The organism is Parasalinivibrio latis, assembly GCF_036825535.1.
Classification (GTDB): domain Bacteria; phylum Pseudomonadota; class Gammaproteobacteria; order Enterobacterales; family Vibrionaceae; genus Parasalinivibrio; species Parasalinivibrio latis.
Genome location: NZ_CP098812.1, coordinates 2,941,049 through 2,965,395, shown reverse-complemented (window position 1 = coordinate 2,965,395; position 24,347 = coordinate 2,941,049). Strand labels below are relative to the sequence as shown.

The window sequence follows — 24,347 nt, the reverse complement described above, 5'->3', positions numbered from 1 at the left end:
TTACGGAAGGTTGCTAATGAATCACCCTGTTACCGAAGCATTGTGGCTGTTTAGTCAGCAATATATTGCAGCCTGGCAGTCACGGCACGGTTCATTGCCAGAAAGTGATCTTTATGAAGGGCTTGCTTCACCCTGTGTGGTAAAGGAAACCGATAGGGGCGTTCAGTGGCAGCCGGTAAAGAGAAATGACCATGCCGACCTGTCCAAGATTGAGGCTGGTATGGAGATCCGGCTGTGCGAAGAGGCCCACGCTTATTTCTCGTCGCAATTCTCCGGTGATATGAGTGCCCGGCTGGATGATCTCCGTTTTGAGCTGGTTCAGGTCTGGAATGATGATGATTTTGTCCGCTTGCAGGAAAACCTGATTGGCCACCTCGTAACCCAGCGCCGTCGCAAGCTCAACCCTACCCTTTTTATTGGTACCACGGATGCGGAGCTTGAAGTTATCTCCCTGTCGAACCTGACCGGGGAGGTTATTCTGGAAACTCTGGGAACGGATAAACACACTGTGCTTGCCCCATCCCTGGCTGAGTTTCTGTCCCTGATAAAACCTGACCTTGATGAACAAGCCTCATTCACTGCCTGAGAACGCTAAAGAACACTATGTATGTAACTGAACTTGTTTTTGAATGTTTTGACAACACGACCATCAGCGCAGTGGAAAAAGCTGTCAATGGGCTGATGGATGTACTTCGCTACAATGGCCAGGTTTATGGCCGGGAATTTCCGCTGCTAATGGGGGAAGGGGAGTTCCGTGTCCGTGCCGTCTGTCCAGAGAAAGACAGCCTGCATGAGAAAAATCACAGCCCCCAGGTTAAGGCGAGCCTTAAGCAACTGGCTGATGCCAGTCTTTTGCGCCCTAAAGTGAAAGTGCTTGGCCGGGATGTTAACTCAGAAGATACCTATGAGCCGGGCACGCCACCGTGGCAACTTCTTTATACCACTTACGTTCACACCTGTTCCCCGTTGCGAAGCGGTGATACCTTGCAGCCAATCCCGCTGTACCGCCTTCCTGCCACCTTTAACGGCGATCACAAGGCCGTGGTAAAATGGCAGACAGAATGGCAGGCGTGCGATGAGCTCCAGATGGCAGGAGCCAGTAAGATTGAGTTCCCGGCTCTGGCAGAGATGCAGGAAGTCGGTACCGATCTGTTCCGCCGGGGATGGGATTTACGTGGACGTATTGAGTTTCTTACCGGTATCCCGACCTATTACTACCAGTACAGGGTTGGCGGAGAGTCAAAGGAACAGGAAGTGTCGCGGTGTTGCCCGAAATGCGGTGGTGATTGGGCATTGAAGGAGCCTTTGCATGATATTTTTTATTTCAAATGCGATGAATGCCGGTTGATATCCAACATGTCCTGGGACTTTTTATAACCGGCATACCTGGGTGAAACAGGGTAACGACGATGTTACCCTTTATTTTCCAGTTTGCTTTCCAATGTATGCAGGCGCGCTTTGAGATCTGCCACTTCCTTTTCCAGCTCGGTAATGCGGGCGTCTGCGTTTGCTTTAGGTGTATCGTGAGCTTTTTGTTCGGGGACAATCCCGTTTTTTTTATACGCCTGGATTGCACTCAACAGTACAGGCATAGGGACAGGCTGGCTTAGTTTGGATTTTACTGCGGCAATGCTTGCCTGTTTTCCTTCTGCATGCAACTGACGCAGGGCTGCTTCGATAAGTGCGGTGTAAGATGTACTCATAATTGCTCACGTTAACGTACTGTTTCCTTCAGATATATTGTCTCACCTTTCTTTTCGCAGCAAGACACTCAGCATGTCAATTTGCTCGCTCCAGTCGGCATCCTGGCTGATCGCTTCACAGAGGAACTGACGTTGTCCGGGTGTCCAGAATTCTGCCTCGTGCAGAGCCAGCCCTTCCGGGATACTGGTAGAAATGATAAATTTTTCAATGGATTTCTTATCTGCTGGCAAGCCAAGCTGTTCAAAAAGTGTCGCTAAATCATGGTGAAAAATTTCCATACTTTACTCCCAGAATTTGCTTTCCGATTAAAGTATAGCCATCCCGGATAGTGAATGACGATTGGCTTTGTAAGAGATCTCTCACACGCGCGTGGGAGATTTGACAGAAATGAATAAGTATTTCTCTTTGTTAACAGACTAAAACAACGTAATTACAGTGGTTTAGGTTGTTTTTGGTGGGTTTTGAGTACTTTTTTATTCAATTAGTGATGTAAGTCGGGTTGTTTCCGTTTGGGAATCAAGTAATCTTTATTCCGTCGGAAGGAACTGACAAACGGAACAGGAACTCAACCACGGAACGGGTCCTCAGGAAGAGGCGGTTATTCAGGACGAATGCCGGCAAGGATTGCAGAACAGGAAGTTGGATCGAGGGATTGTCACTGCAGGCAGGAAGCTTGTAGGTCAGGAAGACTTCGGACTCTCCACGGTTGGAGATAGCACGGAAAGACTTCAGGACGAAGTGAAGGACACCTCCAGGACGGAGAAGAGAGTCGAGACAGGAAGGATCGACGGGTCAAGGTAAGACCAAAGGACACCTCCAGGAAGGAGAAGATAAGGATAGGGCTGAAGGATTCAGCGGTCTCTCAAGGATTGATGCAGGGAGCACAATTGTAGCAGGATAGCTGCGTTAAAGACCTCGGGCGCGACTTTATGTCGCGCCCACCTTTTTTCTGGCGCCGTAAAATTCGGCACAGCAATATGCCTCTCACACCATTGGATTAATCCATTTGGTATAAACCTTTGAGGGATATTACAAAAAGCACCCGGTTGGGTGCTTTTTTGTTGGGTCAGAACTGCTGTGGCATCCGGTGAGGTGGCAGATTGAAACCTACCAGGCTGAATCCGGCCATCACTGCTTCACCTTGGTACAGGTCAAGGCCATCAGCGGAAAACTCAAAATGGTAGCAGGTTACGAACCTCAACCTGCCATTGCTCCTTTGCAGTTTCCAATGTCCACGGGAAACCGATACCAATTGTAACTCCAACTGCTTCAGCCGCCGGGATATCTGAGTGGCAGCAATTTCAGACTGACGTCGTTGTTGCCAGAAGGCTCCGCCTATAAGGGTGACCAGCAATATTCCCAGCAGTGCGTCCATCAGCTCTCCTTGACAGTGCTTTGCAGTGCCAGCAGGGCGTTGCTGAGTGCCGGTGAACACTGTCCATGCAATACAGGAAGCAGGTACATGCGCAATGATGGTATTTGAACCAGGTCTCGGAATATAGCGTTAAACAGTGGCTGGTTACCGTTTCGGGCCAGTGTGAGCAAATACGGCTCTAACAATGCGGGTTCAGACAGCGCGTTCCAGCAGCGTCCGGCTATGGCAACCAAGCCGTCTTCGCTGACAGTATTGGCCAGCCATGACGAAATTGCTTCAACCTGAATACGTTGGTTGGCCCCGGCGAGTGCCCGTATAAGAGTGACATCCCGGTCAGTGGCTGGAATATTGTCGTTCAATAACTCTGCCAGCCGGTTTGCCAGTGAATCCGGCAATTCTGTGTGCTCCAGACATTCCATAAAAGCATCAAATGGCTCACTGGGAAGGTGGGTAAGAGCCCTTCGCAAAACAGTGGTGTTATTGTCACTTTTCAGGCGGGAACAGACATCTGCAATCCCCTGAATGCCGACACCTTGCCAATTATCCCATTCAAGGTTTCCTGACAAATAGTGCTGGGTGTGCTCGTAGTATCGGCTGGCCTGTTGACCGTGCTGTGCGGCAAACAAGGCATGGAACATGGCCATCTTGCTATCTGGTGGCGTGTATGTGTATGGCATTTCCCCCCGATCCTCTGGATCTTCCGGGTTGTCAACAGCACCCAGCGCTTCGGCAATGTAACGGATAAAATCTCCGACAGCTGCCTGCTTGAGCAACCCACGCTCATCCAAAGGAAATTTAAGGAACCAAATCCATGGGCTTGAAACCTCTTTCCAGTAGGCAAACGCAAAAACAGCATGTTGCTGGATAGGGTAGGGATAAGGGGCCTGGTTGGCTTCAACAGCCATAAAGGTTGTGTTATCGACAGGCTGTACCCGGCGGCCTAAGTCAAAAACCTGAAACTGGCACCCAGCCTGGCTGACAATGCCGGAAAGTGTATGCGTCGCGTCCATGAATCATCTTAAATCTTATTCTTACGATTCCCCGAGTATATATACCTGCCAATCAGGAGTCAGGGAAAAATAGGTCATTTGGTGGTATTCTTTCGCGCTACTTTGCCCACCCGGCTCACTTTTCAATGAGGTCGCAAGATGGACAAATACCGTCATACCGCCAGGCTGCTGGCTGAAATGACCGATGTGCTTAAAAACCACGGAGAGTGGCAGGACAAAGCACCTTCAGCTCAATCCATGGCAAGTACTGAACCTTTCGCAATAGACTCACTCTCCCCTATTGAGTGGTTGCAGTGGATTTTTATTCCAAGGATGCAGCAGTTGGTTGATGCCCGGTTACCACTGCCAGAGACGTTTGATATTACACCGTACTTTGAAGAAGCCCTGAAAGAGCAGCCTTGCAGAGGTGATTTGTTGAAACTCACCCGTGAAATCGATTTACTTTACCGGGTTATTCACTGAGCAATAAATGATGCAGGAACAGTTAGAAATTCTTTACCGCGATGAATACCTGATTGCGGTTAACAAACCTTCCGGGATGCTGGTTCATCGCTCTTGGCTGGATAAGGGTGAAACCCGGTTTGTGATGCAGACCCTTCGTGACCAAATCGGCCAGCACGTATTTCCTCTCCACCGGCTGGACCGCCCGACGTCAGGCGTATTGCTGTTTGGCCTTTCGAGCGAAATCGCATCAACCATGATGCCTATGTTTGCCGGCAGGGAGATGAAAAAGACCTATCATGCGGTTGTCCGGGGATGGATGATGGAAGGGGCCGTCCTGGATTATCCGTTGAAGGAAGAATACGACAAAGTAGCGGATAAATTTGCCACTAAAGAGCCTGAATACAAGGATGCAGTTACCGAGTACCATCCGATGGCAAGGGCTGAGCTGCCTATTCCCCTTGGCAAGTTTTCAACCTGCCGTTATTCACTGGTGGAGATGAACCCCCATACCGGCCGCAAACATCAGTTGCGCCGCCATATGCATCATTTAAACCACCATATTATCGGAGATGTAAACCATGGTGACGGTCGCCATAACCGGATTTTCCGCAGTGAATTCAGCGCTCACCAGCTACTGCTTCATGCTTCTGAGCTGCATTTCACCCATCCGGTGACTGAGGAAAAAGTAGAAATTCATGCTCGGGTTGACGCTTGCTGGGACCGTGTACTGAAAGGTCTGGGTTGGAACGGTATGCTGCCGGTGAACCCTGACGCTCAGGGTGCGATTCCCTCTCAAGAGTAAGCGTCAATATGAGAGGCAAAGGGTGTGCATTGAACACACCCTTTGAGTGGACTACAGTTTTTCCAGATCTGCTTCGATCTCTTCGATCTTGGAAGCCACAACTTTTTCAAGGTGGCGTAGATCGCGGAGAATTTTCTTTTTTATATCCTGTTCGGCATGCTCTTTGGCGACTATCTGATCCAACTCATCAATGATCAGGGACAGGCTGCGGTTTATCTCGGTGACTTCGCGGTACTGGTGACTGCCACTGTCAACCAGCACATTTTTACGTTGGCGCGGATACTTGAATTTCACGCTTTTTGCGAACAACTCCCCTTTTGCTTTCACAAAATAGATCTTCAGCGTGTCGTAAGATGCTTCTTGACGAAGGGTATAGCGCTCAATTTTTTCCGGGTTGTCGATACCAATGCTTTTCAGGTTTGGGTACATAGGCGCCTCTTTACTGCATGATTTTTATCCAGTGTAGACTATCAGCAAATCTGGTTACCGGTAGGATTACCCCGCCGAGTTGTGGCGTTGATCCCGTGTTAAACATGATCTGCAAGGTTCTCGACCAGCGATGCCCTTAGAGTGTCCTGCTGCGCATCCGTCAGGGCGGTTCCGTCTGTGTGAGTGACAATAAAAAAGTCTTCAGCACGTTCGCCGATAGTGGTGATTTTGGCTGCGTGAACGGAAACCGACTCTTTGGCAAAAACAGCACCTACTCTGGCCAGAAGCCCAGGCATATCGAGTGCGACCAGCTCCATCAGGGTACGTTTCCCGGTTTTGGTTGGCAGAAAGTCGACTTTGGTTTTGACGGTAAAGTGCTGCAGTTTCCTGGGGGCCCTGCGTTTGACTATTTTCACCGGTCCGTCGCTCTTTAACGAGTTGCACACTTCATCCACGACAGTGTCGTGGCGATCTGGCGTGATAGCATCCCCATTTGGGTCAAGTACCACAAATGTATCCAGGGCAAACCCGTCTTTGCTGGTCATAATCTGCGCATCATGGACACTGAGGTTTTTCTTATCCAGTGCCGCTACCACGCGGGCAAACAGGCTGACCCTGTCTTTGCTGTACACAAAAATCTCGGTTCCACCCCGAGTGGCGTTTTTACTGACTAATACCAGCGGTTCATTGTTGTCATGCCTGAGCAGATGCGCGCTGTGCCAGGCAATTTGTTTGTGTGTATGACGCAGGAAATAGTCAGCCTTAAACCGGTGCCAAAGGACTTCGATTTCACGCGCAGCAAATCCCTGGGAGCGGAGCAGGGCACTGGCGAGGTGCTGGTTGTGACGGATTCGGTCGCGGACATCCGGTGGATTTTCCAGGCCACGGCGCAGTGCTCGTTGGGTGGAGTAATACAGCTCTGCCAACAGGGTACGTTTCCAGCTGTTCCAAAGCTCCGGATTGGTAGCGTTGATATCTGCGACCGTCAGGCATACCAGCAAATCAAGGCGTTCTTCATCCCGCACTTTTGAGGCAAATTCTCGGATGACATCCGGGTCATAGATATCCCGCCGCTGGGCGGTGACAGACATTAACAGGTGGTTCCGCACCAGCCATGAGACCAGATTGGCTTCCGGCTTGGACAGGCCATGGTCAATACAGACTTGCCAGACTTCTTCCGCTCCGATTTCTGAGTGATCCCCGCCACGGCCTTTACCGATATCATGGAAAATGGCAGCCAGTATCAACAATTCACGTTTGTTAATCCGTGGAAGCACTTCACAGCAGATCGGATGGCGCTCGCGGTATTTCTCCTTGGTAAACCGGTTAATGTGCTTGAGAAGCCGTATTGTGTGCTCGTCAACGGTGTAAACATGGAACAGGTCAAACTGCATCTGGCCGACAATCTGGCTCCATTGCGGCAGGTATGCGGACATCACACCGTGACGATGCATCAGGGTGAACACCCGGGTCAGGGCGTTTGGGTGGCGAACCAGTTCCATAAATTTTGCCCGTGCTTCGGGGATATCGCACAGGAATCGGTTAAGCCTGCGACGGGCGGTACGGAGTTGCCTGAGGGTTGCCGCAGAAATTCCTTTAATCTCACTGTCCCCGGCTAGGTGCAGGAACAGGTCGAGGATGGTATCCGGGCGAGCTTGAAAGAGTGCCGGTTTGCGCGCTTCAATAAGGTTTCCCTTCAGTTGGAAATCCTCATCGATGACGCTGACTTTGTCGCCATCTGTTTCACCAAGAATAGCCTGTTCAAAAAGCTGGAGCAGCATATGGTTAAGCTCAGCCACGCGGCCCAGTGTCCGGAAAAAGTCCTTCATCATGAACTCAACACCGCGATTCCCTTCTCCCTGGTAACCGAGTGTTTCTGCGACTGCTGCTTGGTAACCAAAAGTCAGCCGGTTGTCATAACGGCGAAGGTGCAAGTGAAGGGCAAAACGAATGCGCCAAAGCATGTTCTGGCACTCATTGAGTTCCCGGTACTCTGCATCGGTCAGGAACCCAAACCGGCTCATTTCCATCAGGGTAGTCGCCCCGAAATGGCGACGGGCGACCCAGCTCAATGTGTGGATGTCTCGAAGGCCTCCTGGGGTGGATTTGATGTCCGGCTCCAGGTTGAAAGCGGTGTCATGGTAACGGGCATGCCGTTCAACCTGCTCCTGTACTTTGGCTCGGAAAAAGATATCACTGGGCCAAAAGTTTTCTGCGTGGATCCGCATTTTCAATCGGTGGAACAGTGCTTTGTTCCCACACAGCAAACGGGCTTCCTGAAGGTTGGTAGCAACCGTCAGGTCGTCGAGACCTACCGCGACGCATTCATCCAGGGTGCGGACACTGTGCCCAACCTCCAGTTTGAGATCCCAGAGCAGGGTAATGAACTCACTGATCTTTGCTTCGGTATCTTTGTCGATATTGCTGTCACTGAGCAAAAGCAGATCTATGTCGGACAGCGGATGCAGTTCTCCTCTGCCATAACCGCCCACTGCAATCAGGGACAGTGTTGGACTCTGGGTAAATCCAAAATGAGTCCATAACCGGCCGAGCAGACTGTCCATATACGACGCTCGCTCAAAAACCAGGTCTGCGACGGGAGCCTGTTGCAGGAAACGCTCTTTCTGTTGCTCGAAGAAAAGTGCCAGTTGCGGTTTCAGTGACGCTGCGCAGAGGTCAGTTTCCTGAAGTGAGTCTGGCGGGAGAAGTGTATCAGTCATTGCATTCCCTGCAGTTAGTCGTGCTGTATTCTTATTATCGGAGCATAAAAAAGCCGGCGCAAAGGCCGGCTTTTTTACAATATTACTTGGTCACAACGTGGCGGGGGAAATCTTCTTCCGCACGTAGCGTCAGCACTTCGCAGCCGTTGTCTGTTACCAGAATGGTGTGCTCGTACTGGGCTGACTTTTTACGGTCAGCGGTATAAACGGTCCAGCCGTCTTCATCATCAAGCTCGGTTGAGAATTTACCGGCGTTGATCATTGGTTCAATGGTAAAGCACATACCCGGCTTAAGTACGGTCCGGTCGTTGTTTTTGTAGTGGACAACCTGAGGCTCTTCATGGAATTCGGCACCAATACCGTGGCCACAGTAGTCACGCACAATAGAGTAGCGTGCATTGCTGTTTTTAATGTGCTTCTGGATGGTTGTACCCAGGTCGCCCACCGTAGCCCCCGGTTTCACTTTACGGATTGCAGCGTAAAGTGATTCCTGGGTCACGCGGCAAAGGCGGCGATCTTCCAGTGATACTTCACCGATGAGGAACATCTTGGAGGTATCGCCGTGGTAGCCGTCTTTGATAACAGTGATATCAAGGTTGATGATGTCGCCATCTTTCAGGACATCCTCATCGCATGGGATACCGTGGCAAACCACGTAGTTGATAGATGTGCAGATGGATTTCGGGAATCCGTGGTAGTTCAGTGGAGCGGGTACAGCGCCCTGAACTTCTGTGATGTACTTGTGGCAGATATCATCCAGTTCACGGGTGGTAACGCCTGCTTTTACATGCGGTTCGATCATTTCAAGAACTTCAGCGGCCAGTCGACCGGCTACCCGCATTTTTTCGATTTCTTCGGCAGTTTTGATGACTATGCCCATTACACACTCTCTGCTGTAAATAATTAGCAATCAATATATGGTATCAATCCGCTGTGATTCTGGAAACCTCGGCGTGATTCCTTATGCCATGAAAGCGACATTGCCACTGGATTCCAGTAGTCATTTTGTGGTATAAAGCGCGCCGACTGTGAAAGTAAGAAAGCAGCCCGAAATTTGGGCTTTTCAATTACACAGTCAATATATCTTTATTTATTAACGTTAACTCACACACATACCGGCACATGTTCCGGGGTGCCTGCCTGATGCTTTAATCAGATGGGTCGGCGGCATGGGGTATGTGGAGGCTTAACCCCAACGAGGAAAACTCAATGGCAACTGTATCAATGCGCGATATGCTGAAGGCCGGTGTGCACTTCGGTCACCAGACCCGTTACTGGAACCCAAAGATGAAGTCATACATCTTTGGTGCTCGTAACCGTGTTCACATCATCAACCTTGAAAAAACTGTACCAATGTTCAACGGCGCACTGGCTGAAATCACTAAGCTGGGTGAGCGTAAAGGCAAACTGCTGTTTGTTGGTACTAAGCGCGCTGCGAGCGAAGCTGTTAAGGCAGCTGCAGAAAGCTGTGACCAGTACTATGTGAACAACCGTTGGTTGGGCGGTATGCTGACTAACTGGAAAACTGTTCGCCAGTCAATCAAGCGTCTGAAAGATCTGGAAACTCAGTCTACCGACGGTACTTTCGACAAGCTGACCAAGAAAGAAGCGCTGATGCGCACTCGCGAAATGGAAAAGCTTGAGAAGTCACTGGGCGGTATCAAGAACATGGGTGGTCTGCCTGACGCTCTGTTCGTTATCGACGCAGATCACGAGCACATCGCTATCAAAGAAGCGAACAACCTGGGCATCCCAGTATTCGCAGTAGTTGATACCAACTCTGATCCAGATGGCGTTGACTACGTTATCCCAGGCAACGACGACGCAATCCGTGCAGTTCAACTGTACCTGGATGCGGTTTCTGTCTCTTACAAAGAAGGCCGTAACCAAGACATCGTTGCTCAGGCTGAAGACGAGCTGGTAGAAGTAGCTGAGTAAGTCTACAAGCTCCTTGTGAGCGTCCTTAGTGAGCAGCATGAACTGCACGCTGTAAGCTAAGTATGGTTATCAGGGGCCACCAGAATCGGGGCCCCTGAATTTTACCTGAACTGTATCGAATTGAGGATTGAATCATGGCTGTTACTGCTGCCCTGGTAAAAGAACTGCGCGAACGTACTGGCGCAGGTATGATGGAATGTAAGAAGGCGCTGGTTGAAACCAACGGCGACATCGAGCTGGCAATTGAAAACATGCGTAAGAGCGGTGCTGCTAAAGCTGCTAAGAAAGCAGGTAACGTAGCTGCCGAAGGCACCATCATCATCAAAGATGCAAACGGTGTTGCTGCTCTGGTTGAAGTTAACTGCCAGACTGACTTCGTTGCTAAAGACGGTAACTTCACCGCTTTCGCAAACGAAGTAGCTGAAGCTGCCCTGGCTTCAAAAGCAAGCGTAGAAGAGCTGCAAGCTCAATTCGAAGAAGCTCGCGTTGCACTGGTTGCTAAGATCGGTGAAAACGTTTCTATCCGTCGCGTACAGTACGTTGAAGGTGTTGAGCTGGCCTCTTACCGTCACGGCGACCGCATCGGTGTTGTTGTTGCTGGTGAAGGTGACGCTGAAACTCTGAAGCACGTTGCTATGCACGTTGCAGCTTCTAAGCCTGAGTACGTAACTCCAGACGACGTGCCAGCTGACGTAGTTGAAAAAGAGAAGCAAATCCAAATCGAAATCGCGATGAACGAAGGCAAGCCTGCTGAAATCGCTGAGAAGATGGTTATCGGCCGCATGAAGAAGTTCACCGGCGAAGTTTCTCTGACTGGTCAAGCGTTCATCATGGAACCTAAGAAGACCGTTGGCGAAATCCTGAAAGAAAAAGGCGCTTCAGTTTCTACCTTCGTACGCCTGGAAGTAGGTGAAGGTATCGAGAGACAAGAAGTAGACTTCGCTGCTGAAGTTGCTGCTGCTCAGAAGATCTAATTGATCTTGTAGCAAATATCAAAGACCGCAGTCCGAAACGCTGCGGTCTTTTCACAACTCCATCCCCGATTGTGCCAAAAAAGGTAAAAACAATGACCACAAATCCTAAACCTGTTTATCAACGAATCCTGCTGAAACTGAGTGGTGAAGCACTGCAGGGTGCCGAAGGTTTTGGTATCGATCCTGCTGTACTTGATCGTATGGCTCAAGAAGTCAAAGAATTGGTTGAACTCGGTGTTCAGGTTGGTGTGGTTATCGGTGGCGGAAACCTTTTCCGTGGCGCCGGCCTTGCTGAAGCAGGGATGAACCGAGTTGTGGGTGACCACATGGGTATGTTGGCGACTGTGATGAACGGCCTGGCAATGCGTGATTCGCTGCACCGTGCCTATGTGAACGCCAAATTGATGTCTGCTATCCCTCTTAACGGTGTGTGTGACAACTACAGCTGGGCAGAGGCTATCAGCCAGCTGCGTAACGAGCGCGTAGTTATTTTCTCCGCCGGTACTGGCAACCCATTCTTCACTACCGACTCTGCAGCCTGCCTGCGCGGTATTGAAATTGAAGCTGACGTTGTAATCAAAGCTACCAAGGTAGATGGCGTATTCTCAGAAGATCCGGCAAAGAACCCGGACGCGGAACTTTATGGTAAGCTCTCTTACCAGGAAGTTCTGGAGAAAGAGTTGAAAGTTATGGACCTGGCTGCGTTTACGCTGGCGCGTGATCATGGTATGCCTATCCGCGTTTTCAACATGAACAAGCCTGGTGCTCTCCGTCGCGTTGTGATGGGCGAGCCTGAAGGCACTCTGATTTCTAACGCATAAGCCTGAACAGTGGCATAATATGCCGGTTACGATCCCAGAAAGGATAAAAACGTGATTAACGAAATTAAAGAAGATGCAAAACAACGCATGGAAAAAAGCGTTGAAGCACTGCGCAACACCCTGGCAAAAGTACGTACAGGCCGCGCGCACCCAAGCATTCTGGATGGCATCTCCGTTGAGTACTACGGTGCAAAAACGCCTCTGAAGCAACTGGCTTCTATTACTACCGAAGATTCACGCACTTTGGCACTGACTGTGTTTGACCGTCAGGTTGCGCCAGCAGTAGAAAAAGCGATCATGGCTTCAGATCTGGGTCTGAACCCAATGTCTGCAGGCACTGTTATCCGCGTTCCTCTTCCTCCATTGACAGAAGAGCGTCGTCGCGATCTGGTTAAGGTTGTACGTGGCGAAGCTGAACAAGGCCGTGTTGCTGTGCGTAACATTCGCCGTGACGCAAACAGTGATCTGAAAGCACTTCTGAAAGAAAAAGAAATCTCCGAAGATGAAGATCGTCGTGGTCAGGATGATATTCAAAAGCTGACAGATGCTGCGATCAAAAACATTGATGCGGTTCTTGAAGCCAAAGAAAAAGAGTTGATGGAAGTCTAATTCCCGCTACACTCTTCGGCTCTGAATGAAGCGCTGTGCGGGCAGCACAGCGCTTTTTGCGTATTTTAGAGGTGCTATGACTAAGCAAACCGTTGACACGTTGCTTGATACAACATTGCTCCCTCAGCATATCGCCGTCATTATGGATGGCAACGGCCGATGGGCGAAGGCCCGGGGGAAAGCCCGAGTTTTCGGGCATAAAGCAGGTGTCGAAGCTGTACGCAGAACCGTATCAGCAGCCAATCGGTTGGGAATTAAAGTATTAACGTTGTTTGCTTTCAGCAGCGAAAATTGGCGACGTCCTGAAGAGGAAGTCAGCCTGTTGATGGATCTGTTCGTTACTGTCCTGACCCGGGAGGCCCGACGGCTTCATAAAAACGGAGTCCGTTTAAAAATAATCGGTGATACCAGTCGTTTCAGTGAAAATCTGCGTGACAAGATTGCGTCAGCAGAGGCAATGACGGCCCAAAACGAAGGTATGACCCTGAATATCGCCGCAAATTACGGTGGGCAGTGGGATATCGCCCAGGCGGCAAAACGTATCGCTCAACTGATTGAGGATGGAAAGCTTGTCAGCGGTGCGGTAAATGAATCACTTGTAGAGAAATGTTTAACCACTGCTGAGATGCCGCAGGTTGATCTGCTAATTCGTACCAGTGGTGAATGCCGCATCAGTAACTTTATGTTGTGGCAAGCGGCCTATGCTGAATTCTATTTTACAGAACAGTTTTGGCCAGATTTTGATGAGCAAAGTCTCTCGGATGCCATTGCCTGGTATGTCTCGCGTGAACGTCGTTTTGGCTGCACGGGCGACCAGATAAAAGCAATGATGAAACAATAAGATTGGCAATATAAGAGGAAATGGTTTGCTCAAACAACGTGTTTTGACAGCGCTAGTGCTTGCTCCGTTAGTTGTCGCGGGAATCTTTTACCTTCCCCCTTTTCCGTTTTTCGTCGCGTTGATGCTGGTTACTTTGCTGGGGCACTGGGAGTGGACACAGTTTATTCCGGGTGACAGTAAAATTCGTTCGTTGATTCCTCAGGTTGTTGCCTTGGGGGCCAGCGCTATCTTAATTCCTTTCGATGTAGACAGTATCAATCACCTGGCGATGGGCAGCGTTGAAATCGTTGGTGCCGGTGTTGCATGGTGGCTTCTGGCTGCAGGTTTCGTACTTACGTATCCTCGCAGTGCATCCTGGTGGTCTCACAGCAGTTTACTGCGCCATCTTTTCGGTATCATGACACTGGTTCCCTTTTTCTGGAGTGTTCTGATACTTCGCTATGCCCATCTACCTGAAGAACCATTTTATGGTGCAAAGCTGCTTCTGTTGGTATGCCTGATGGTATGGGCGGCAGACAGTGGTGCTTATTTTGCCGGCAAAAAGTTTGGCAAGCGTAAGATGGCGCCAAATGTCAGCCCGAACAAAACTGTAGAAGGCCTGGCAGGGGGTGTTATTGCAGCAATCCTCGTTTCTTTTGGTGCGGCAGAAGCCTTCAATATTGAATTCTCAAGTGCTGCAGCGCTGGGCGGTGTAACTCTGGTTACCGTACTGGCTTCGGTTCTGGGAGATTTGGCAGAGAGCATGTTTAAACGTGTATCCGGTGTAAAGGATAGCGGAAATATTTTACCTGGCCATGGAGGCATTCTGGACCGTATAGACAGTTTAACAGCTGCGTTCCCGGTATTTACCCTGTTGTACTTCTGGCAGATGTAAGATAACAATCGCCCCTTTAAACTGTATATAAGGGGCGATTTTCGTCAAACAGGTTTGATTTATGCGTAAGCTAACCTTACTCGGTGCGACTGGCTCTATCGGTGCCAGCACGCTTTCAGTGATTGAACACAACCCTTCCTCCTACCAAGTCGTCGCTCTGGCAGCCAACAGCAATGTGGAAAAAATGCATGCTCTTTGTCGGAAGTGGAAGCCAGCCTACGTTGCCATGGGCTGTGAGAAAAGTGCCCAGCAACTAAGCAGTCTTTTAAAAGCCGAAGGGTTGGTTTGTAATGTACTGTTTGGCGAACAAGGACTGTGTGACGTCGCATCATTGGAAGAAGTCGACACAGTTATGGCGGCTATTGTTGGTGCCGCCGGCTTGATGCCAACCATGGCAGCCGTAAAGGCAGGAAAGCGTGTGTTGCTGGCTAACAAAGAAGCATTGGTGATGTCAGGGCAGTTGTTTATTGATGCTGTTCACCAGTACGGTGCTGAGCTTCTTCCGGTAGACAGTGAACACAACGCCATTTTCCAGTGCCTTCCTGAGGCCGTGCAACGACAGCCGGGTCGGTGTGACCTGTCTGGACAGGGTGTAAGCCATATCCTGCTGACCGGCTCTGGTGGGCCTTTCAGGTATAGCGATATTGGGACTCTGGCTGATGTAACACCAGCGATGGCGATTGCCCACCCTAATTGGTCAATGGGACCAAAAATCTCTGTCGATTCAGCGACAATGATGAACAAAGGCCTCGAGTATATCGAAGCACGTTGGCTGTTTAATGCCAGTCGTGAACAACTTAAGGTAGTGATTCACCCACAGTCTGTTATCCATTCAATGGTGCAGTACCGGGATGGCTCTGTACTTGCTCAAATGGGCCAACCTGATATGCGAACGCCGATCGCAAATGCGATGGCTTATCCTGAGCGTATTGTTGCAGGTGTGGCACCCTTGGATTTCACGCAACTGGGGGAATTGACATTCCTTGCACCAGATTTCGCCCGTTACCCGTGTCTGAAGCTGGCCATTGATGCCTGTTATACGGGGCAGGCAGCCACGACGACACTGAATGCAGCCAATGAAGTTGCGGTTGCTGCATTCCTTGCTGGAAAAATTCGTTTTACTCAGATTGCTGAAGTGAATGCCGCTGTCCTTGAACACGCTCCGATTGAAAGTGCTGACAGCTTGGATTGGTTGCTGGAGGTCGATAGAATGGCAAGGGTTTACGCCACGGAACAGGTTGCTAAGGTGACAATATGATGGGATTTCTTTGGGATACCGGGGCTTTTCTTTTAGCGTTGGGTGTCCTGATCACCGTGCATGAGTTCGGCCATTTTTGGGTGGCCCGGCGATGCGGGGTCAAAGTTGAGCGCTTCTCTATTGGCTTTGGTAAGGCCATTTGGCGCAAGACCGGAAAGGACGGAACCGAATACACCCTGGCGATGATTCCCCTTGGCGGTTACGTCAAAATGGTGGATGAGCGGGTTGATGACGTGCCTGCTGACCAAGTTGATCAAGCATTTAACCGAAAACCCTTATGGCAGCGAAGTGCTATTGTGGCCGCTGGGCCATTGGCGAATTTCCTGTTCGCTATCGTTGCATACTGGCTGGTATTTATCATAGGTGTACCGTCTATCAAGCCGGTAATTGGTGAGGTGGCTCCGCAATCAATTGCCGCAGAAGCGGGAATTGAGCCGGGAATGGAACTTAAGTCTATATCCGGCGTCAAAACGCCTAACTGGGAAGCGGTCAATATGGCTGTTATTTCCCATATTGGTGATAACAGCATGGCGGTTGACGTTTCACCGGATGGCAGTGACTACACACTGGACAAAACGTTGAACCTTACATCCTGGTCGTTTGACCCGGAGACCCAGTCGGCACTGAACACCTTAGGTATTACGCCTTATTCTCCTGCCATTCTCAACGAAGTCTCGCAGGTTGTAGACGGGAGTCCGGCGGTAAAAGCTGGACTGGATGTAGGTGATGAAATTGTCTCAGTGAACGGAAAGCCATTCACTGATTGGCGAAGCGTCGTTGAGGTGATTCGAGCCAACCCGGGTAAGCAGGTGTCCTTGGAAGTGAAGAAAGCGGGCGTGCTTTCTGACCTGACACTGGTACCGGAAAGCCGGAAAGCCGGTGAACTGAATATTGGTTATGCCGGATTTGCTCCCAAAATGGAGCCTTGGCCAGAGTCATACCGATTTGATTTGCAGTTTGGGGCATTGGAAGCAATTCCACAGGCGCTGGACAAAACTTGGCAGGTTGTTTCCCTGACATTTGATATGCTGACCAAGCTGATTACCGGTGACGTAGCTATCAAAAACCTTAGCGGCCCAATCTCGATCGCGAAAGGGGCAGGGCAAACTGCTGATTATGGTTTAGTATACTTTCTCAGTTTTTTGGCGTTAATCAGTGTGAATTTGGGCATCATTAACCTGTTGCCTCTGCCGGTGCTTGATGGTGGACACCTTATGTTCTTCGGCATCGAAGCAATCACACGCAAGCCTGTTTCTGAGCGCATTCAGGACTTGGGATATCGTCTTGGGTCGGCCATCATCGTCTGTTTAATGGCGGTGGCGCTGTTCAACGATTTTGCCCGACTTTAAAAAATAAGCAGTAGCAAGGATATAACAGTATTCAATGGCGATAAAAAAGTTACTACTGGCCTCACTATTACTTGGTAGTGCGTCGGTACAGGCGAACGACTTTGTCGTAAAAGATATCAAGTTCGAAGGTCTTCAGCGCGTAAGCCTGGGTGCTGCCCTGCTGGCCATGCCTGTCCGGGTTGGCGACGATGTAAACGACAAGGATGTGGCCGATATCATTCGTTCTCTCTTTGCATCAGGAAACTTCGAAAATATTCGCGTTCTCCGTGATGGTGAAACCCTGATTGTCAAAGTGATTGAGCGCCCGACTATTGCCAGCATCTCTTTTTCTGGCAATAAAGCCATTAAAGACGAACAGCTGAAAGAAAACCTGTCTGCTTCAGGGTTACGAGTCGGTGAAGCACTTGACCGTACCAAGCTCAGTGAAGTTGAAAAAGGCTTAGAAGATTTTTATTACAGTGTCGGTAAATATGGCGCGACGGTGAAAGCCGTGATCACACCGCTTCCGCGCAATCGAGCAGACGTAAAGTTTGTATTCACAGAAGGTGTGTCCGCCAAGATCAAGCAGATCAACTTCATTGGTAACCATGTTTTTACTGATCAAGAGCTGCGAGACGTATTCAAACTGCAGGCTAATGTACCTTGGTGGAATTTTCTTGGAGATGAAAAATACCAGAAACAGGTGCTGGCGGGAGACCTTGAGAACTTACGTTCCTTTTACCTCAACCGCGGTTACCTGAAATTCCGGGTGGAATCAACGGAAGTTTCCATTTCTCCGGACAAGAAAGGTGTTTACATCACCCTCAATGTTGAGGAAGGCGAACCATACACTGTTGCCGGAGTGAACTTCCGCGGTGAGCTGAATGGTAATGAAGCTGAATACGAAAAGCTGGTAACGTTCAAAGACGGCGACGTATACAACGGCGCGCTGGTTACTGACTTGGAAGAAGCTATCAAGAAGAAACTGGGTGAGCAGGGCTACGCCTACCCACAAGTCTTTACCATGCCAGAGTTTGACGACAACGATAAGCGCGTTACCTTGACCGTGAACGTCGACCCGGGCAAGCGCATTTACGTACGCCGTATCAGTTTTACTGGTAACACCATTACCGAAGATGAAGTGCTGCGCCGTGAAATGCGCCAGATGGAAGGCTCCTGGCTCAATGCCAAAGCGGTAGAGCGTGGTAAAGAGCGTCTTAACCGTCTGGGGTTCTTTGAAACTGTAGATGTACAAACCCAGCGTGTACCTGGAACTGACGACGAAGTTGACATCGTTTATACCGTTAAAGAGGCTAACTCAGGCAGTGTGAACTTCGGTGTTGGCTTTGGTACTGAATCCGGCCTCAGTTTCCAGGCAGGCCTCCAGCAGGATAACTTTGCCGGTACAGGTAACCGGGTAGGTATTAACGCTATGGTTAATGATTACTCCAAGAGCCTGACGCTGGACTATCGTGACCCGTATTTCACCCTGGATGGAATTAGCCTTGGTGGTAAGGTGTTTTACAACGAGTTTGAAGCTTCTGATGCCAACATCGTTGACTATAACAACCAAAGCTACGGTGCATCGCTGACCTGGGGTTTCCCGTTTGATGAACTTAACTACTTCGATTTTTCAATCGGGTACACCCACAACCTGATTTCGAACCTCGAAAGCTACTACCAAATCGACAAGTTTAAAGAAGTGCAGGAGAAAAACCTGACATCTGATGGTGGTCTCGAGGTCGACGATTTTGACTGGTCCATTTCCTGGACGCGTAACAACCTGAACAAGGGTTATTTCCCAACAGCAGGTAACTACCAGCGTGCGTACTACCGGATGACCATTCCAGGGTCGGATGTTCAGTTCTTCAAGATGCAATACGATGTGCGTCAGTATATACCGCTCAATGAGGGGCATGACTTCACGTTGTTGCTGCGCGGTCGCCTGGGTTATGGGAACGGGTATGGTAAAGCCGGAGACAATGAACAGCTGCTGCCGTTCTACGAGAATTTCTATGCAGGTGGTTTCTCAACCCTGCGTGGTTTCCGTTCCAATACTGCTGGTCCGAAAGCTGTGTATAATACCGGTGGCGCATCCGGCACCAACAACCCGGTATATGAAGGAACTGATGAGTCTGTGGGTGGTAATGCCACTGCCCTGGCCAGTGTTGAGCTGATCGTTCCTACGCCATTTGCCTCGCCAGAGATCCAGCGTTCTATCCGTACCAGTGTGTTTGTGGATGCCGCATCTGTCTGGGATACTGAATTTGATCCAAATGTCCCGATTGCCAGTGGCTCTCAGTATGTTTATGACTACTCAGATCCAATGAATTACCGGGCATCTTATGGTGCAGCGCTGCAGTGGATGTCCCCAATGGGACCGTTGGTATTCTCTGTTGCTAAACCAATCAAAAAATATGAGGGTGATGATGAAGAGTTCTTCACATTCACCATCGGACGTACATTCTAATTGTTGACTGTGAGGGAATCGTTTTGAATCGTATGGTTAAAGCTGCCGGTTTGAGCCTGGCTATTATCTCTGCTTCGTTTTACGCTCAGGCCGCCGATGCCGCGCAGAAAATTGGATATGTTGCGACTAACCAGGCTATGCAACAGCTGGCTAAGCAAAGTAATCTGGGTGATAAGCTTCGCAAAGAATTCAAAGACCGTATCGATGAGGTCAAGCGTCTTGAAGAAAAAGCCAAAACGAAAGTGGACAAACTGAAGCGCAACGGCGAACTGATGAGTGCGGATGAGCGCACCAAGCTTCAGCGTGAAATTCAGTCAATGGAGTCTGATTTCAAACTTAAGGTTCAGGCTCTGCAGGAAGACCAGCGCCGTCGTGGGGCTGAAGAAGAGCAAAAATTGGTTAAAAAGCTTAAAGATGCAATCAACGCAGTAGCGAAGAAAGAAGGCTATGACATGGTGATCGACGCTAATGCTGTTCTCTATGCCAAGCCTTCTGACGATTTGTCTGCCAAGGTCATCAAAGCAGTAAAATAAGTTATAGGTAGAAGATGGTTTCATTTACGCTTGCAGAAGTTGCAGAAAAAATCGGCGCCGAATATGTCGGTGACGGCTCAGAGGTTATCCACTCTGTTGCCGGCTTGGATAAGGCTGGCAAAGGGCAGGTGACCTTCCTGTCGAACAGTAAATATCGTAAGCACCTGGAGTTGTGCGAAGCGAGTGCTGTCATTGTAAAAGAGACAGACCGCGAATTTTGCAAGGGTAATGCACTGGTTATGCGCGATCCGTATCTGGGCTTTGCCTTGGTCGCGCAAATTTTTGATACTACGCCACGCTGTGCTTCAGACATCGCACCGAGTGCCTATATTGCCGAAGATGCAAAATTGGGTGAGGGTGTGTCTGTTGGCCACAATGCCGTGATTGAGTCTGGCGTTGAGCTCGGCGACAACGTTCAAATCGGCGCAGGCTGCTTTGTTGGTAAAAATGCCCGAATTGGCTCCAACACCAAGCTGTGGGCTAATGTGTCTGTTTACCACAACGTTGTAATGGGTGAGTCTTGCCTGGTTCAATCTGGAACCGTGATCGGTTCTGATGGGTTTGGCTATGCCAATGACCGTGGACGTTGGGTTAAGATCCCTCAGTTAGGTAGTGTACGTATTGGTGACCGTGTGGAAATTGGTGCCTGTACGACCATCGACCGTGGTGCTTTGGATGACACAGTCATCGAAGACGGTGCAATTATCGACAACCAGTGCCAGATTGCACATAATGTCTCGATCGGTGAAAATACTGCAATAGCTGGAGCTACCGTCATGGCTGGCAGCCTCAAAGTGGGCAAGCAGTGTATTATTGGTGGTGCCAGCGTATTTAATGGTCATATGGAAATTGCCGATGGTGTAACTGTTACCGGCATGGCCATGGTGATGCGCCCTATTACTGAACCAGGGGTGTATTCATCAGGTATTCCTGTGCAGTCAAACCGCGAATGGCGGAAAAATACTGCAAGGGTGATGCGAATTGAGGAAATGCATCAACGCCTGAAAGCGTTGGAGAAAAAGCTGGACGAGCCGGAATAATTCCCGCGCTGCTTGAAAGGCCCGCTACAGATGCGGGCCATTTTGCTTTTATCCAAAAATAACCTCTCTGATTTGAAACGGGAATACAGCTTTGAGTCGTGAAAATAAAACTCTGAATATTACAGAAATCATGTCACTGTTGCCGCACCGCTACCCATTCCTGCTGGTAGACCGTGTAACAGATTTCGAAGAAGGCAAGTACCTTCATGCGATTAAAAACGTGACGTTTAATGAACCACAGTTTACCGGCCACTTCCCGCAGATGCCTGTTTTCCCTGGCGTACTGATCCTGGAAGCTATGGCACAGGCTACTGGTCTGCTGGCATTCAAAACGTTTGGTCAGCCAGCTGACAATGAACTGTATTACTTTGCCAGCATTGATAACGCCAAGTTCCGCCGTCCAGTGAGCCCAGGCGACCAGATGGTAATGGAAGTTGAGTTTGTAAAAGAGCGTCGTGGTATCGCTGCATTTACCGGTGTTGCCAAAGTTGACGGTGCCGTTGTGTGTTCTGCTGACCTGAAATGTGCAAGACGAGAGATTGAACTGTGATTGACCCTACCGCCATCATCCACCCAAGCGCGGTTGTAGAAGAAGGGGCCAAGATCGGCGCGAATGTTCGCATCGGGGCTTTTTCCTACATTGGCGCTGATGTCGAGATCGGTGAAGGAACTGAAATCATGACCCACGTGGTCGTGAAAGGTCCAACCCGTATCGGTAAAGAAAACAAAATTTACCAATTTGCTTCGATAGGTGAAGCCTGTCAGGACCTTAAGTATGCCGGAGAACCGACCCAACTGATTATCGGTGACCGAAATACTATCCGTGAAAGTGTGACCATGCATCGCGGTACCGTTCAGGACAAAGGCATCACCAAGGTTGGCAGCGATAACCTGTTTATGATCAATGCCCACGTGGCCCATGATTGTGAAATCGGCGACCGCTGTATCTTCGCTAACAATGCAACCCTGGCTGGTCACGTAAAAGTGGGTGACCAGGCGATTGTCGGTGGCATGTCTGCTATCCACCAATTCTGTGTGGTTGGCAGCCATTGTATGCTCGGTGGCGGTTCAATTGTGGTTCAGGATGTGCCTCCTTACGTGATGGCGCAAGGCAACCACTGCCAGCCGTTTGGTATCAATGTCGAAGGCCTTAAGCGCCGCGGCTTTGATAAAGCGGCAATCCGCGCGATTCGTGCGGTTTACAAAACTATCTATCGTTCTGGAAAGACGTTGGAAGTCGCCAAACAGGAAATTGCTGAGATGGCGAAAGACCAGCCTGAGCTGGATCTGTTTGTAGAGTTCTTCGAGTGTTCTACCCGAGGTGTGATCCGTTGATGGCAAAGCCTCTTCGAATCGGAATTGTCGCCGGAGAAATCTCCGGCGATATTTTAGGTGCCGGTTTTATCCGGGCGGTACGTGAACAATACCCAGATGCTGAGTTTGTTGGCATTGGTGGCCCTCGGATGATTGAAGCTGGCTGTGATGCCCGCTTTGATATGGAAGAGTTGTCGGTGATGGGGCTGGTGGAAGTGCTGGGCCGGTTGCCTCGCCTTCTTAAAGTGAAAAAAGAGCTGGTTCGCTTTTTTACAGACAATCCACCGGATGTGTTCGTCGGAATTGATGCCCCGGACTTTAACCTTCGTCTGGAAAAAGACCTCAAAGATGCTGGTATCAAAACCGTGCATTACGTCAGCCCGTCAGTATGGGCCTGGCGACAAAAGCGTATTTTCAAAATCGCTGATGCAACCAATCTGGTGCTGGCTTTTCTGCCTTTTGAAAAAGCGTTCTACGATAAATTCGATGTGCCGTGCGAGTTTGTCGGGCACACCATGGCCGATGCCATCCCACTAGAGCTGGATAAAAACGAAGCCCGCAAAGCACTCAGGATTGACGAAGGCAAACGCTGGCTAGCGGTATTGCCGGGCAGTCGTGGCAGTGAAGTTGGGATGTTGTCTGCACCATTTATCGAAGCATGCCGAATCCTGAAAGCAAAGTATCCCGACCTCGGCTTTTTGGTTCCTATGGTTAACTCCAAGCGCCGTGAGCAGTTCGAGGCCATCTGGCAACAAACAGCGCCAGAGCTCGACTTTACTATAGTGAATGACAATGCCCGCACAGTGATGACAGCCTCCGATGCAGTGCTCTTGGCTTCCGGTACCGCAGCATTGGAATGCATGCTGGTGAAAAAGCCAATGGTTGTCGGATATAAGGTAAAGCCGGTTACCGCATGGCTTGCCAAGCGTCTCCTTAAAACCAAGTATGTGTCATTGCCGAACATTCTTGCTGACCGGGAGCTGGTTAAAGAGTTGCTTCAGGAAGACTGCACGGCAGAGAGCCTTGCCGCTGAAGTGGATCGACTGCTAGGCAGCGATAACTCTGAACTTATAGCCACCTTCAATGTACTCCACGAACAAATCCGTTGTGATGCTGACCATTCAGCTGCAAATGCAGTACTGTCCTTGATTGACCGGACTCCTCAACATGTTTGAACCCTTTGTATACCCCGATGCTCGCCTGATTGCGGGTGTTGATGAAGTGGGCCGAGGCCCGCTTGTCGGCGCAGTAGTCACTGCTGCCGTTATCCTTGATCCAAATAACCCTATCGAGGGTCTGACAGATTCGAAAAAACTGAGTGAGAAAAAACGCCTGGCTCTGTTTGATGAAATCAAGGAAAAGGCACTGGCGTGGTCTCTTGGTCGCGCAGAACCTGAAGAAATTGATGAGCTGAATATTCTCAAGGCAACCATGTTGGCGATGCAGCGCGCCGTTGCAGGCCTCAATATCCAGCCAGACTTTGTACTGATTGACGGTAACCGGGTACCGGAACTGCCGATGGCGGCCCAGGCTGTAGTAAAAGGTGACTTACGTGTGGCTGAAATCAGCGCCGCGTCCATTATTGCCAAAGTAACCCGCGACCATGAAATGGAAGAGCTGGATAAGCGTTTTCCACAGTATGGTTTTGCCAAGCATAAAGGTTACCCTACGAAAGCACACTTTGAGGCTTTGGCCGAACATGGCCCGTTAGAAGAATACCGCAAGAGTTTTAAGCCTGTCCGTAAGGCGCTGGGGCTGGAAGATTAGGTTCCGGTGCTGATTGCTTGCACATTTTGCCGGGCTTTGACGGACGTCAGCGCTAATACACGATAAACTAATTACCAAGATAGAAGATCTGCAAGA

The 24,347-nt window shown here is 49.8% G+C and carries 26 protein-coding genes; 19 read left to right on the top strand and 7 right to left on the bottom strand.

The annotated features are described in order from the left end of the window. Window positions 1-16: 16 nt before the first annotated feature. Together syd and NF212_RS13765 are read left to right on the top strand one after the other, a co-directional pair. Window positions 17-586 carry a SecY-interacting protein gene (gene syd / locus NF212_RS13770; protein ID WP_434356546.1) on the top strand — a complete coding sequence of 190 codons (570 nt, stop codon included), beginning with the start codon at window positions 17-19 and terminating at the stop codon, window positions 584-586. A 17-nt stretch (window positions 587-603) separates the two neighbouring features. Continuing rightward, window positions 604-1,377 (top strand): Zn-ribbon-containing protein, encoded by a 774-nt coding sequence (locus NF212_RS13765; RefSeq protein WP_434356544.1) that lies wholly within the window; start codon window positions 604-606, stop codon window positions 1,375-1,377. 35 nt (window positions 1,378-1,412) lie between these two features. Here NF212_RS13765 and NF212_RS13760 read toward each other — a convergent pair whose 3' ends face one another. From NF212_RS13760 to NF212_RS13745, 4 genes are all read right to left on the bottom strand, one after another. Next, window positions 1,413-1,703 (bottom strand): hypothetical protein, encoded by a 291-nt coding sequence (locus NF212_RS13760; RefSeq protein ID WP_434356542.1) that lies wholly within the window; start codon window positions 1,701-1,703, stop codon window positions 1,413-1,415. A 42-nt stretch (window positions 1,704-1,745) separates the two neighbouring features. Beyond that, window positions 1,746-1,982 carry a DUF2789 domain-containing protein gene (locus NF212_RS13755; RefSeq protein ID WP_434356540.1) on the bottom strand — a complete coding sequence of 79 codons (237 nt, stop codon included), beginning with the start codon at window positions 1,980-1,982 and terminating at the stop codon, window positions 1,746-1,748. A 788-nt stretch (window positions 1,983-2,770) separates the two neighbouring features. Further along, entirely contained in the window at window positions 2,771-3,079 is a 309-nt protein-coding gene (locus NF212_RS13750) for a DUF3301 domain-containing protein (RefSeq protein WP_434356538.1), read from the bottom strand. Further along, entirely contained in the window at window positions 3,079-4,089 is a 1,011-nt protein-coding gene (locus NF212_RS13745) for a DUF3549 family protein (RefSeq protein ID WP_434356536.1), read from the bottom strand. The genes NF212_RS13750 and NF212_RS13745 overlap by 1 nt, the downstream gene beginning before the upstream one ends. Before the next feature lie 138 nt (window positions 4,090-4,227). Here NF212_RS13745 and NF212_RS13740 point away from each other — a divergent pair, with 138 nt between their 5' ends. Together NF212_RS13740 and truC are read left to right on the top strand one after the other, a co-directional pair. After that, on the top strand, window positions 4,228-4,551 hold the full coding sequence (locus NF212_RS13740; protein ID WP_434356534.1) for a YqcC family protein: 324 nt from the start codon (window positions 4,228-4,230) through the stop codon (window positions 4,549-4,551). 10 nt (window positions 4,552-4,561) lie between these two features. Next, a complete protein-coding gene (truC, locus tag NF212_RS13735) occupies window positions 4,562-5,335 on the top strand; it encodes a tRNA pseudouridine(65) synthase TruC (RefSeq protein ID WP_434360888.1) in 774 nt (257 codons plus the stop codon). Window positions 5,336-5,386: 51 nt separating this feature from the next. Here the strand turns inward: truC and NF212_RS13730 are convergent, their stop codons facing one another. The 3 genes from NF212_RS13730 to map form a co-directional block, all read right to left on the bottom strand. Then, on the bottom strand, window positions 5,387-5,764 hold the full coding sequence (locus NF212_RS13730; RefSeq protein ID WP_434356532.1) for a DUF3461 family protein: 378 nt from the start codon (window positions 5,762-5,764) through the stop codon (window positions 5,387-5,389). Window positions 5,765-5,862: 98 nt separating this feature from the next. Continuing rightward, complete coding sequence (gene glnD / locus NF212_RS13725) at window positions 5,863-8,484, bottom strand: bifunctional uridylyltransferase/uridylyl-removing protein GlnD (RefSeq protein WP_434356530.1); 2,622 nt, start codon at window positions 8,482-8,484, stop codon at window positions 5,863-5,865. A gap of 82 nt (window positions 8,485-8,566) precedes the next feature. Then, a complete protein-coding gene (gene map / locus NF212_RS13720) occupies window positions 8,567-9,364 on the bottom strand; it encodes a type I methionyl aminopeptidase (protein WP_434356528.1) in 798 nt (265 codons plus the stop codon). A 329-nt stretch (window positions 9,365-9,693) separates the two neighbouring features. Between map and rpsB the strand changes: the two genes are divergently transcribed. The 15 genes from rpsB (at window position 9,694) to rnhB (ending at window position 24,251) form a co-directional block, all read left to right on the top strand. Next, on the top strand, window positions 9,694-10,422 hold the full coding sequence (rpsB, locus tag NF212_RS13715) for a 30S ribosomal protein S2 (protein ID WP_434356526.1): 729 nt from the start codon (window positions 9,694-9,696) through the stop codon (window positions 10,420-10,422). 134 nt (window positions 10,423-10,556) lie between these two features. Further along, window positions 10,557-11,396, top strand: coding sequence for a translation elongation factor Ts (tsf, locus tag NF212_RS13710; RefSeq protein WP_434356524.1), 840 nt, complete (start codon window positions 10,557-10,559; stop codon window positions 11,394-11,396). Window positions 11,397-11,488: 92 nt separating this feature from the next. Then, window positions 11,489-12,217, top strand: coding sequence for a UMP kinase (gene pyrH / locus NF212_RS13705; protein ID WP_434356522.1), 729 nt, complete (start codon window positions 11,489-11,491; stop codon window positions 12,215-12,217). Between the two features lie 51 nt (window positions 12,218-12,268). After that, on the top strand, window positions 12,269-12,826 hold the full coding sequence (gene frr / locus NF212_RS13700; protein WP_054674866.1) for a ribosome recycling factor: 558 nt from the start codon (window positions 12,269-12,271) through the stop codon (window positions 12,824-12,826). 76 nt (window positions 12,827-12,902) lie between these two features. After that, a complete protein-coding gene (locus NF212_RS13695) occupies window positions 12,903-13,667 on the top strand; it encodes an isoprenyl transferase (protein ID WP_434356520.1) in 765 nt (254 codons plus the stop codon). 25 nt (window positions 13,668-13,692) lie between these two features. Next, window positions 13,693-14,541: a phosphatidate cytidylyltransferase gene (locus NF212_RS13690; protein ID WP_434356518.1), complete on the top strand. Its 849-nt coding sequence runs from the start codon at window positions 13,693-13,695 to the stop codon at window positions 14,539-14,541. A 61-nt stretch (window positions 14,542-14,602) separates the two neighbouring features. Next, window positions 14,603-15,799 (top strand): 1-deoxy-D-xylulose-5-phosphate reductoisomerase, encoded by a 1,197-nt coding sequence (gene ispC / locus NF212_RS13685; protein WP_434356516.1) that lies wholly within the window; start codon window positions 14,603-14,605, stop codon window positions 15,797-15,799. Further along, window positions 15,796-17,148 (top strand): sigma E protease regulator RseP, encoded by a 1,353-nt coding sequence (gene rseP, locus NF212_RS13680; RefSeq protein WP_434356514.1) that lies wholly within the window; start codon window positions 15,796-15,798, stop codon window positions 17,146-17,148. Before ispC ends, rseP begins: the two co-directional genes overlap by 4 nt. 34 nt (window positions 17,149-17,182) lie before the next feature. Beyond that, a complete protein-coding gene (gene bamA / locus NF212_RS13675; protein ID WP_434356512.1) occupies window positions 17,183-19,597 on the top strand; it encodes an outer membrane protein assembly factor BamA in 2,415 nt (804 codons plus the stop codon). 32 nt (window positions 19,598-19,629) lie between these two features. Further along, window positions 19,630-20,130: an OmpH family outer membrane protein gene (locus tag NF212_RS13670; protein ID WP_434360887.1), complete on the top strand. Its 501-nt coding sequence runs from the start codon at window positions 19,630-19,632 to the stop codon at window positions 20,128-20,130. 14 nt (window positions 20,131-20,144) lie between these two features. Next, complete coding sequence (gene lpxD / locus NF212_RS13665; RefSeq protein WP_434356510.1) at window positions 20,145-21,170, top strand: UDP-3-O-(3-hydroxymyristoyl)glucosamine N-acyltransferase; 1,026 nt, start codon at window positions 20,145-20,147, stop codon at window positions 21,168-21,170. A gap of 91 nt (window positions 21,171-21,261) precedes the next feature. Continuing rightward, a complete protein-coding gene (gene fabZ, locus NF212_RS13660; protein WP_054674861.1) occupies window positions 21,262-21,720 on the top strand; it encodes a 3-hydroxyacyl-ACP dehydratase FabZ in 459 nt (152 codons plus the stop codon). Further along, a complete protein-coding gene (lpxA, locus tag NF212_RS13655; RefSeq protein WP_434356507.1) occupies window positions 21,717-22,505 on the top strand; it encodes an acyl-ACP--UDP-N-acetylglucosamine O-acyltransferase in 789 nt (262 codons plus the stop codon). Before fabZ ends, lpxA begins: the two co-directional genes overlap by 4 nt. Beyond that, window positions 22,505-23,659 carry a lipid-A-disaccharide synthase gene (gene lpxB, locus NF212_RS13650; RefSeq protein WP_434356505.1) on the top strand — a complete coding sequence of 385 codons (1,155 nt, stop codon included), beginning with the start codon at window positions 22,505-22,507 and terminating at the stop codon, window positions 23,657-23,659. The genes lpxA and lpxB overlap by 1 nt, the downstream gene beginning before the upstream one ends. After that, entirely contained in the window at window positions 23,652-24,251 is a 600-nt protein-coding gene (gene rnhB / locus NF212_RS13645) for a ribonuclease HII (RefSeq protein WP_434356503.1), read from the top strand. Before lpxB ends, rnhB begins: the two co-directional genes overlap by 8 nt. The last annotated feature ends 96 nt before the right edge of the window (window positions 24,252-24,347 follow it).

Bases quoted from the DNA above. Each gene is read 5' to 3' on its own strand.
- syd (WP_434356546.1), top strand. From the start codon at position 17: ATGAATCACCCTGTTACCGAAGCATTGTGGCTGTTTAGTCAGCAATAT.
- NF212_RS13765 (WP_434356544.1), top strand. From the start codon at position 604: ATGTATGTAACTGAACTTGTTTTTGAATGTTTTGACAACACGACCATC.
- NF212_RS13760 (WP_434356542.1), bottom strand. From the start codon at position 1,703: ATGAGTACATCTTACACCGCACTTATCGAAGCAGCCCTGCGTCAGTTG.
- NF212_RS13755 (WP_434356540.1), bottom strand. From the start codon at position 1,982: ATGGAAATTTTTCACCATGATTTAGCGACACTTTTTGAACAGCTTGGC.
- NF212_RS13750 (WP_434356538.1), bottom strand. From the start codon at position 3,079: ATGGACGCACTGCTGGGAATATTGCTGGTCACCCTTATAGGCGGAGCC.
- NF212_RS13745 (WP_434356536.1), bottom strand. From the start codon at position 4,089: ATGGACGCGACGCATACACTTTCCGGCATTGTCAGCCAGGCTGGGTGC.
- NF212_RS13740 (WP_434356534.1), top strand. From the start codon at position 4,228: ATGGACAAATACCGTCATACCGCCAGGCTGCTGGCTGAAATGACCGAT.
- truC (WP_434360888.1), top strand. From the start codon at position 4,562: ATGCAGGAACAGTTAGAAATTCTTTACCGCGATGAATACCTGATTGCG.
- NF212_RS13730 (WP_434356532.1), bottom strand. From the start codon at position 5,764: ATGTACCCAAACCTGAAAAGCATTGGTATCGACAACCCGGAAAAAATT.
- glnD (WP_434356530.1), bottom strand. From the start codon at position 8,484: ATGACTGATACACTTCTCCCGCCAGACTCACTTCAGGAAACTGACCTC.
- map (WP_434356528.1), bottom strand. From the start codon at position 9,364: ATGGGCATAGTCATCAAAACTGCCGAAGAAATCGAAAAAATGCGGGTA.
- rpsB (WP_434356526.1), top strand. From the start codon at position 9,694: ATGGCAACTGTATCAATGCGCGATATGCTGAAGGCCGGTGTGCACTTC.
- tsf (WP_434356524.1), top strand. From the start codon at position 10,557: ATGGCTGTTACTGCTGCCCTGGTAAAAGAACTGCGCGAACGTACTGGC.
- pyrH (WP_434356522.1), top strand. From the start codon at position 11,489: ATGACCACAAATCCTAAACCTGTTTATCAACGAATCCTGCTGAAACTG.
- NF212_RS13695 (WP_434356520.1), top strand. From the start codon at position 12,903: ATGACTAAGCAAACCGTTGACACGTTGCTTGATACAACATTGCTCCCT.
- ispC (WP_434356516.1), top strand. From the start codon at position 14,603: ATGCGTAAGCTAACCTTACTCGGTGCGACTGGCTCTATCGGTGCCAGC.
- rseP (WP_434356514.1), top strand. From the start codon at position 15,796: ATGATGGGATTTCTTTGGGATACCGGGGCTTTTCTTTTAGCGTTGGGT.
- bamA (WP_434356512.1), top strand. From the start codon at position 17,183: ATGGCGATAAAAAAGTTACTACTGGCCTCACTATTACTTGGTAGTGCG.
- NF212_RS13670 (WP_434360887.1), top strand. From the start codon at position 19,630: ATGGTTAAAGCTGCCGGTTTGAGCCTGGCTATTATCTCTGCTTCGTTT.
- lpxD (WP_434356510.1), top strand. From the start codon at position 20,145: ATGGTTTCATTTACGCTTGCAGAAGTTGCAGAAAAAATCGGCGCCGAA.
- lpxB (WP_434356505.1), top strand. From the start codon at position 22,505: ATGGCAAAGCCTCTTCGAATCGGAATTGTCGCCGGAGAAATCTCCGGC.
- rnhB (WP_434356503.1), top strand. From the start codon at position 23,652: ATGTTTGAACCCTTTGTATACCCCGATGCTCGCCTGATTGCGGGTGTT.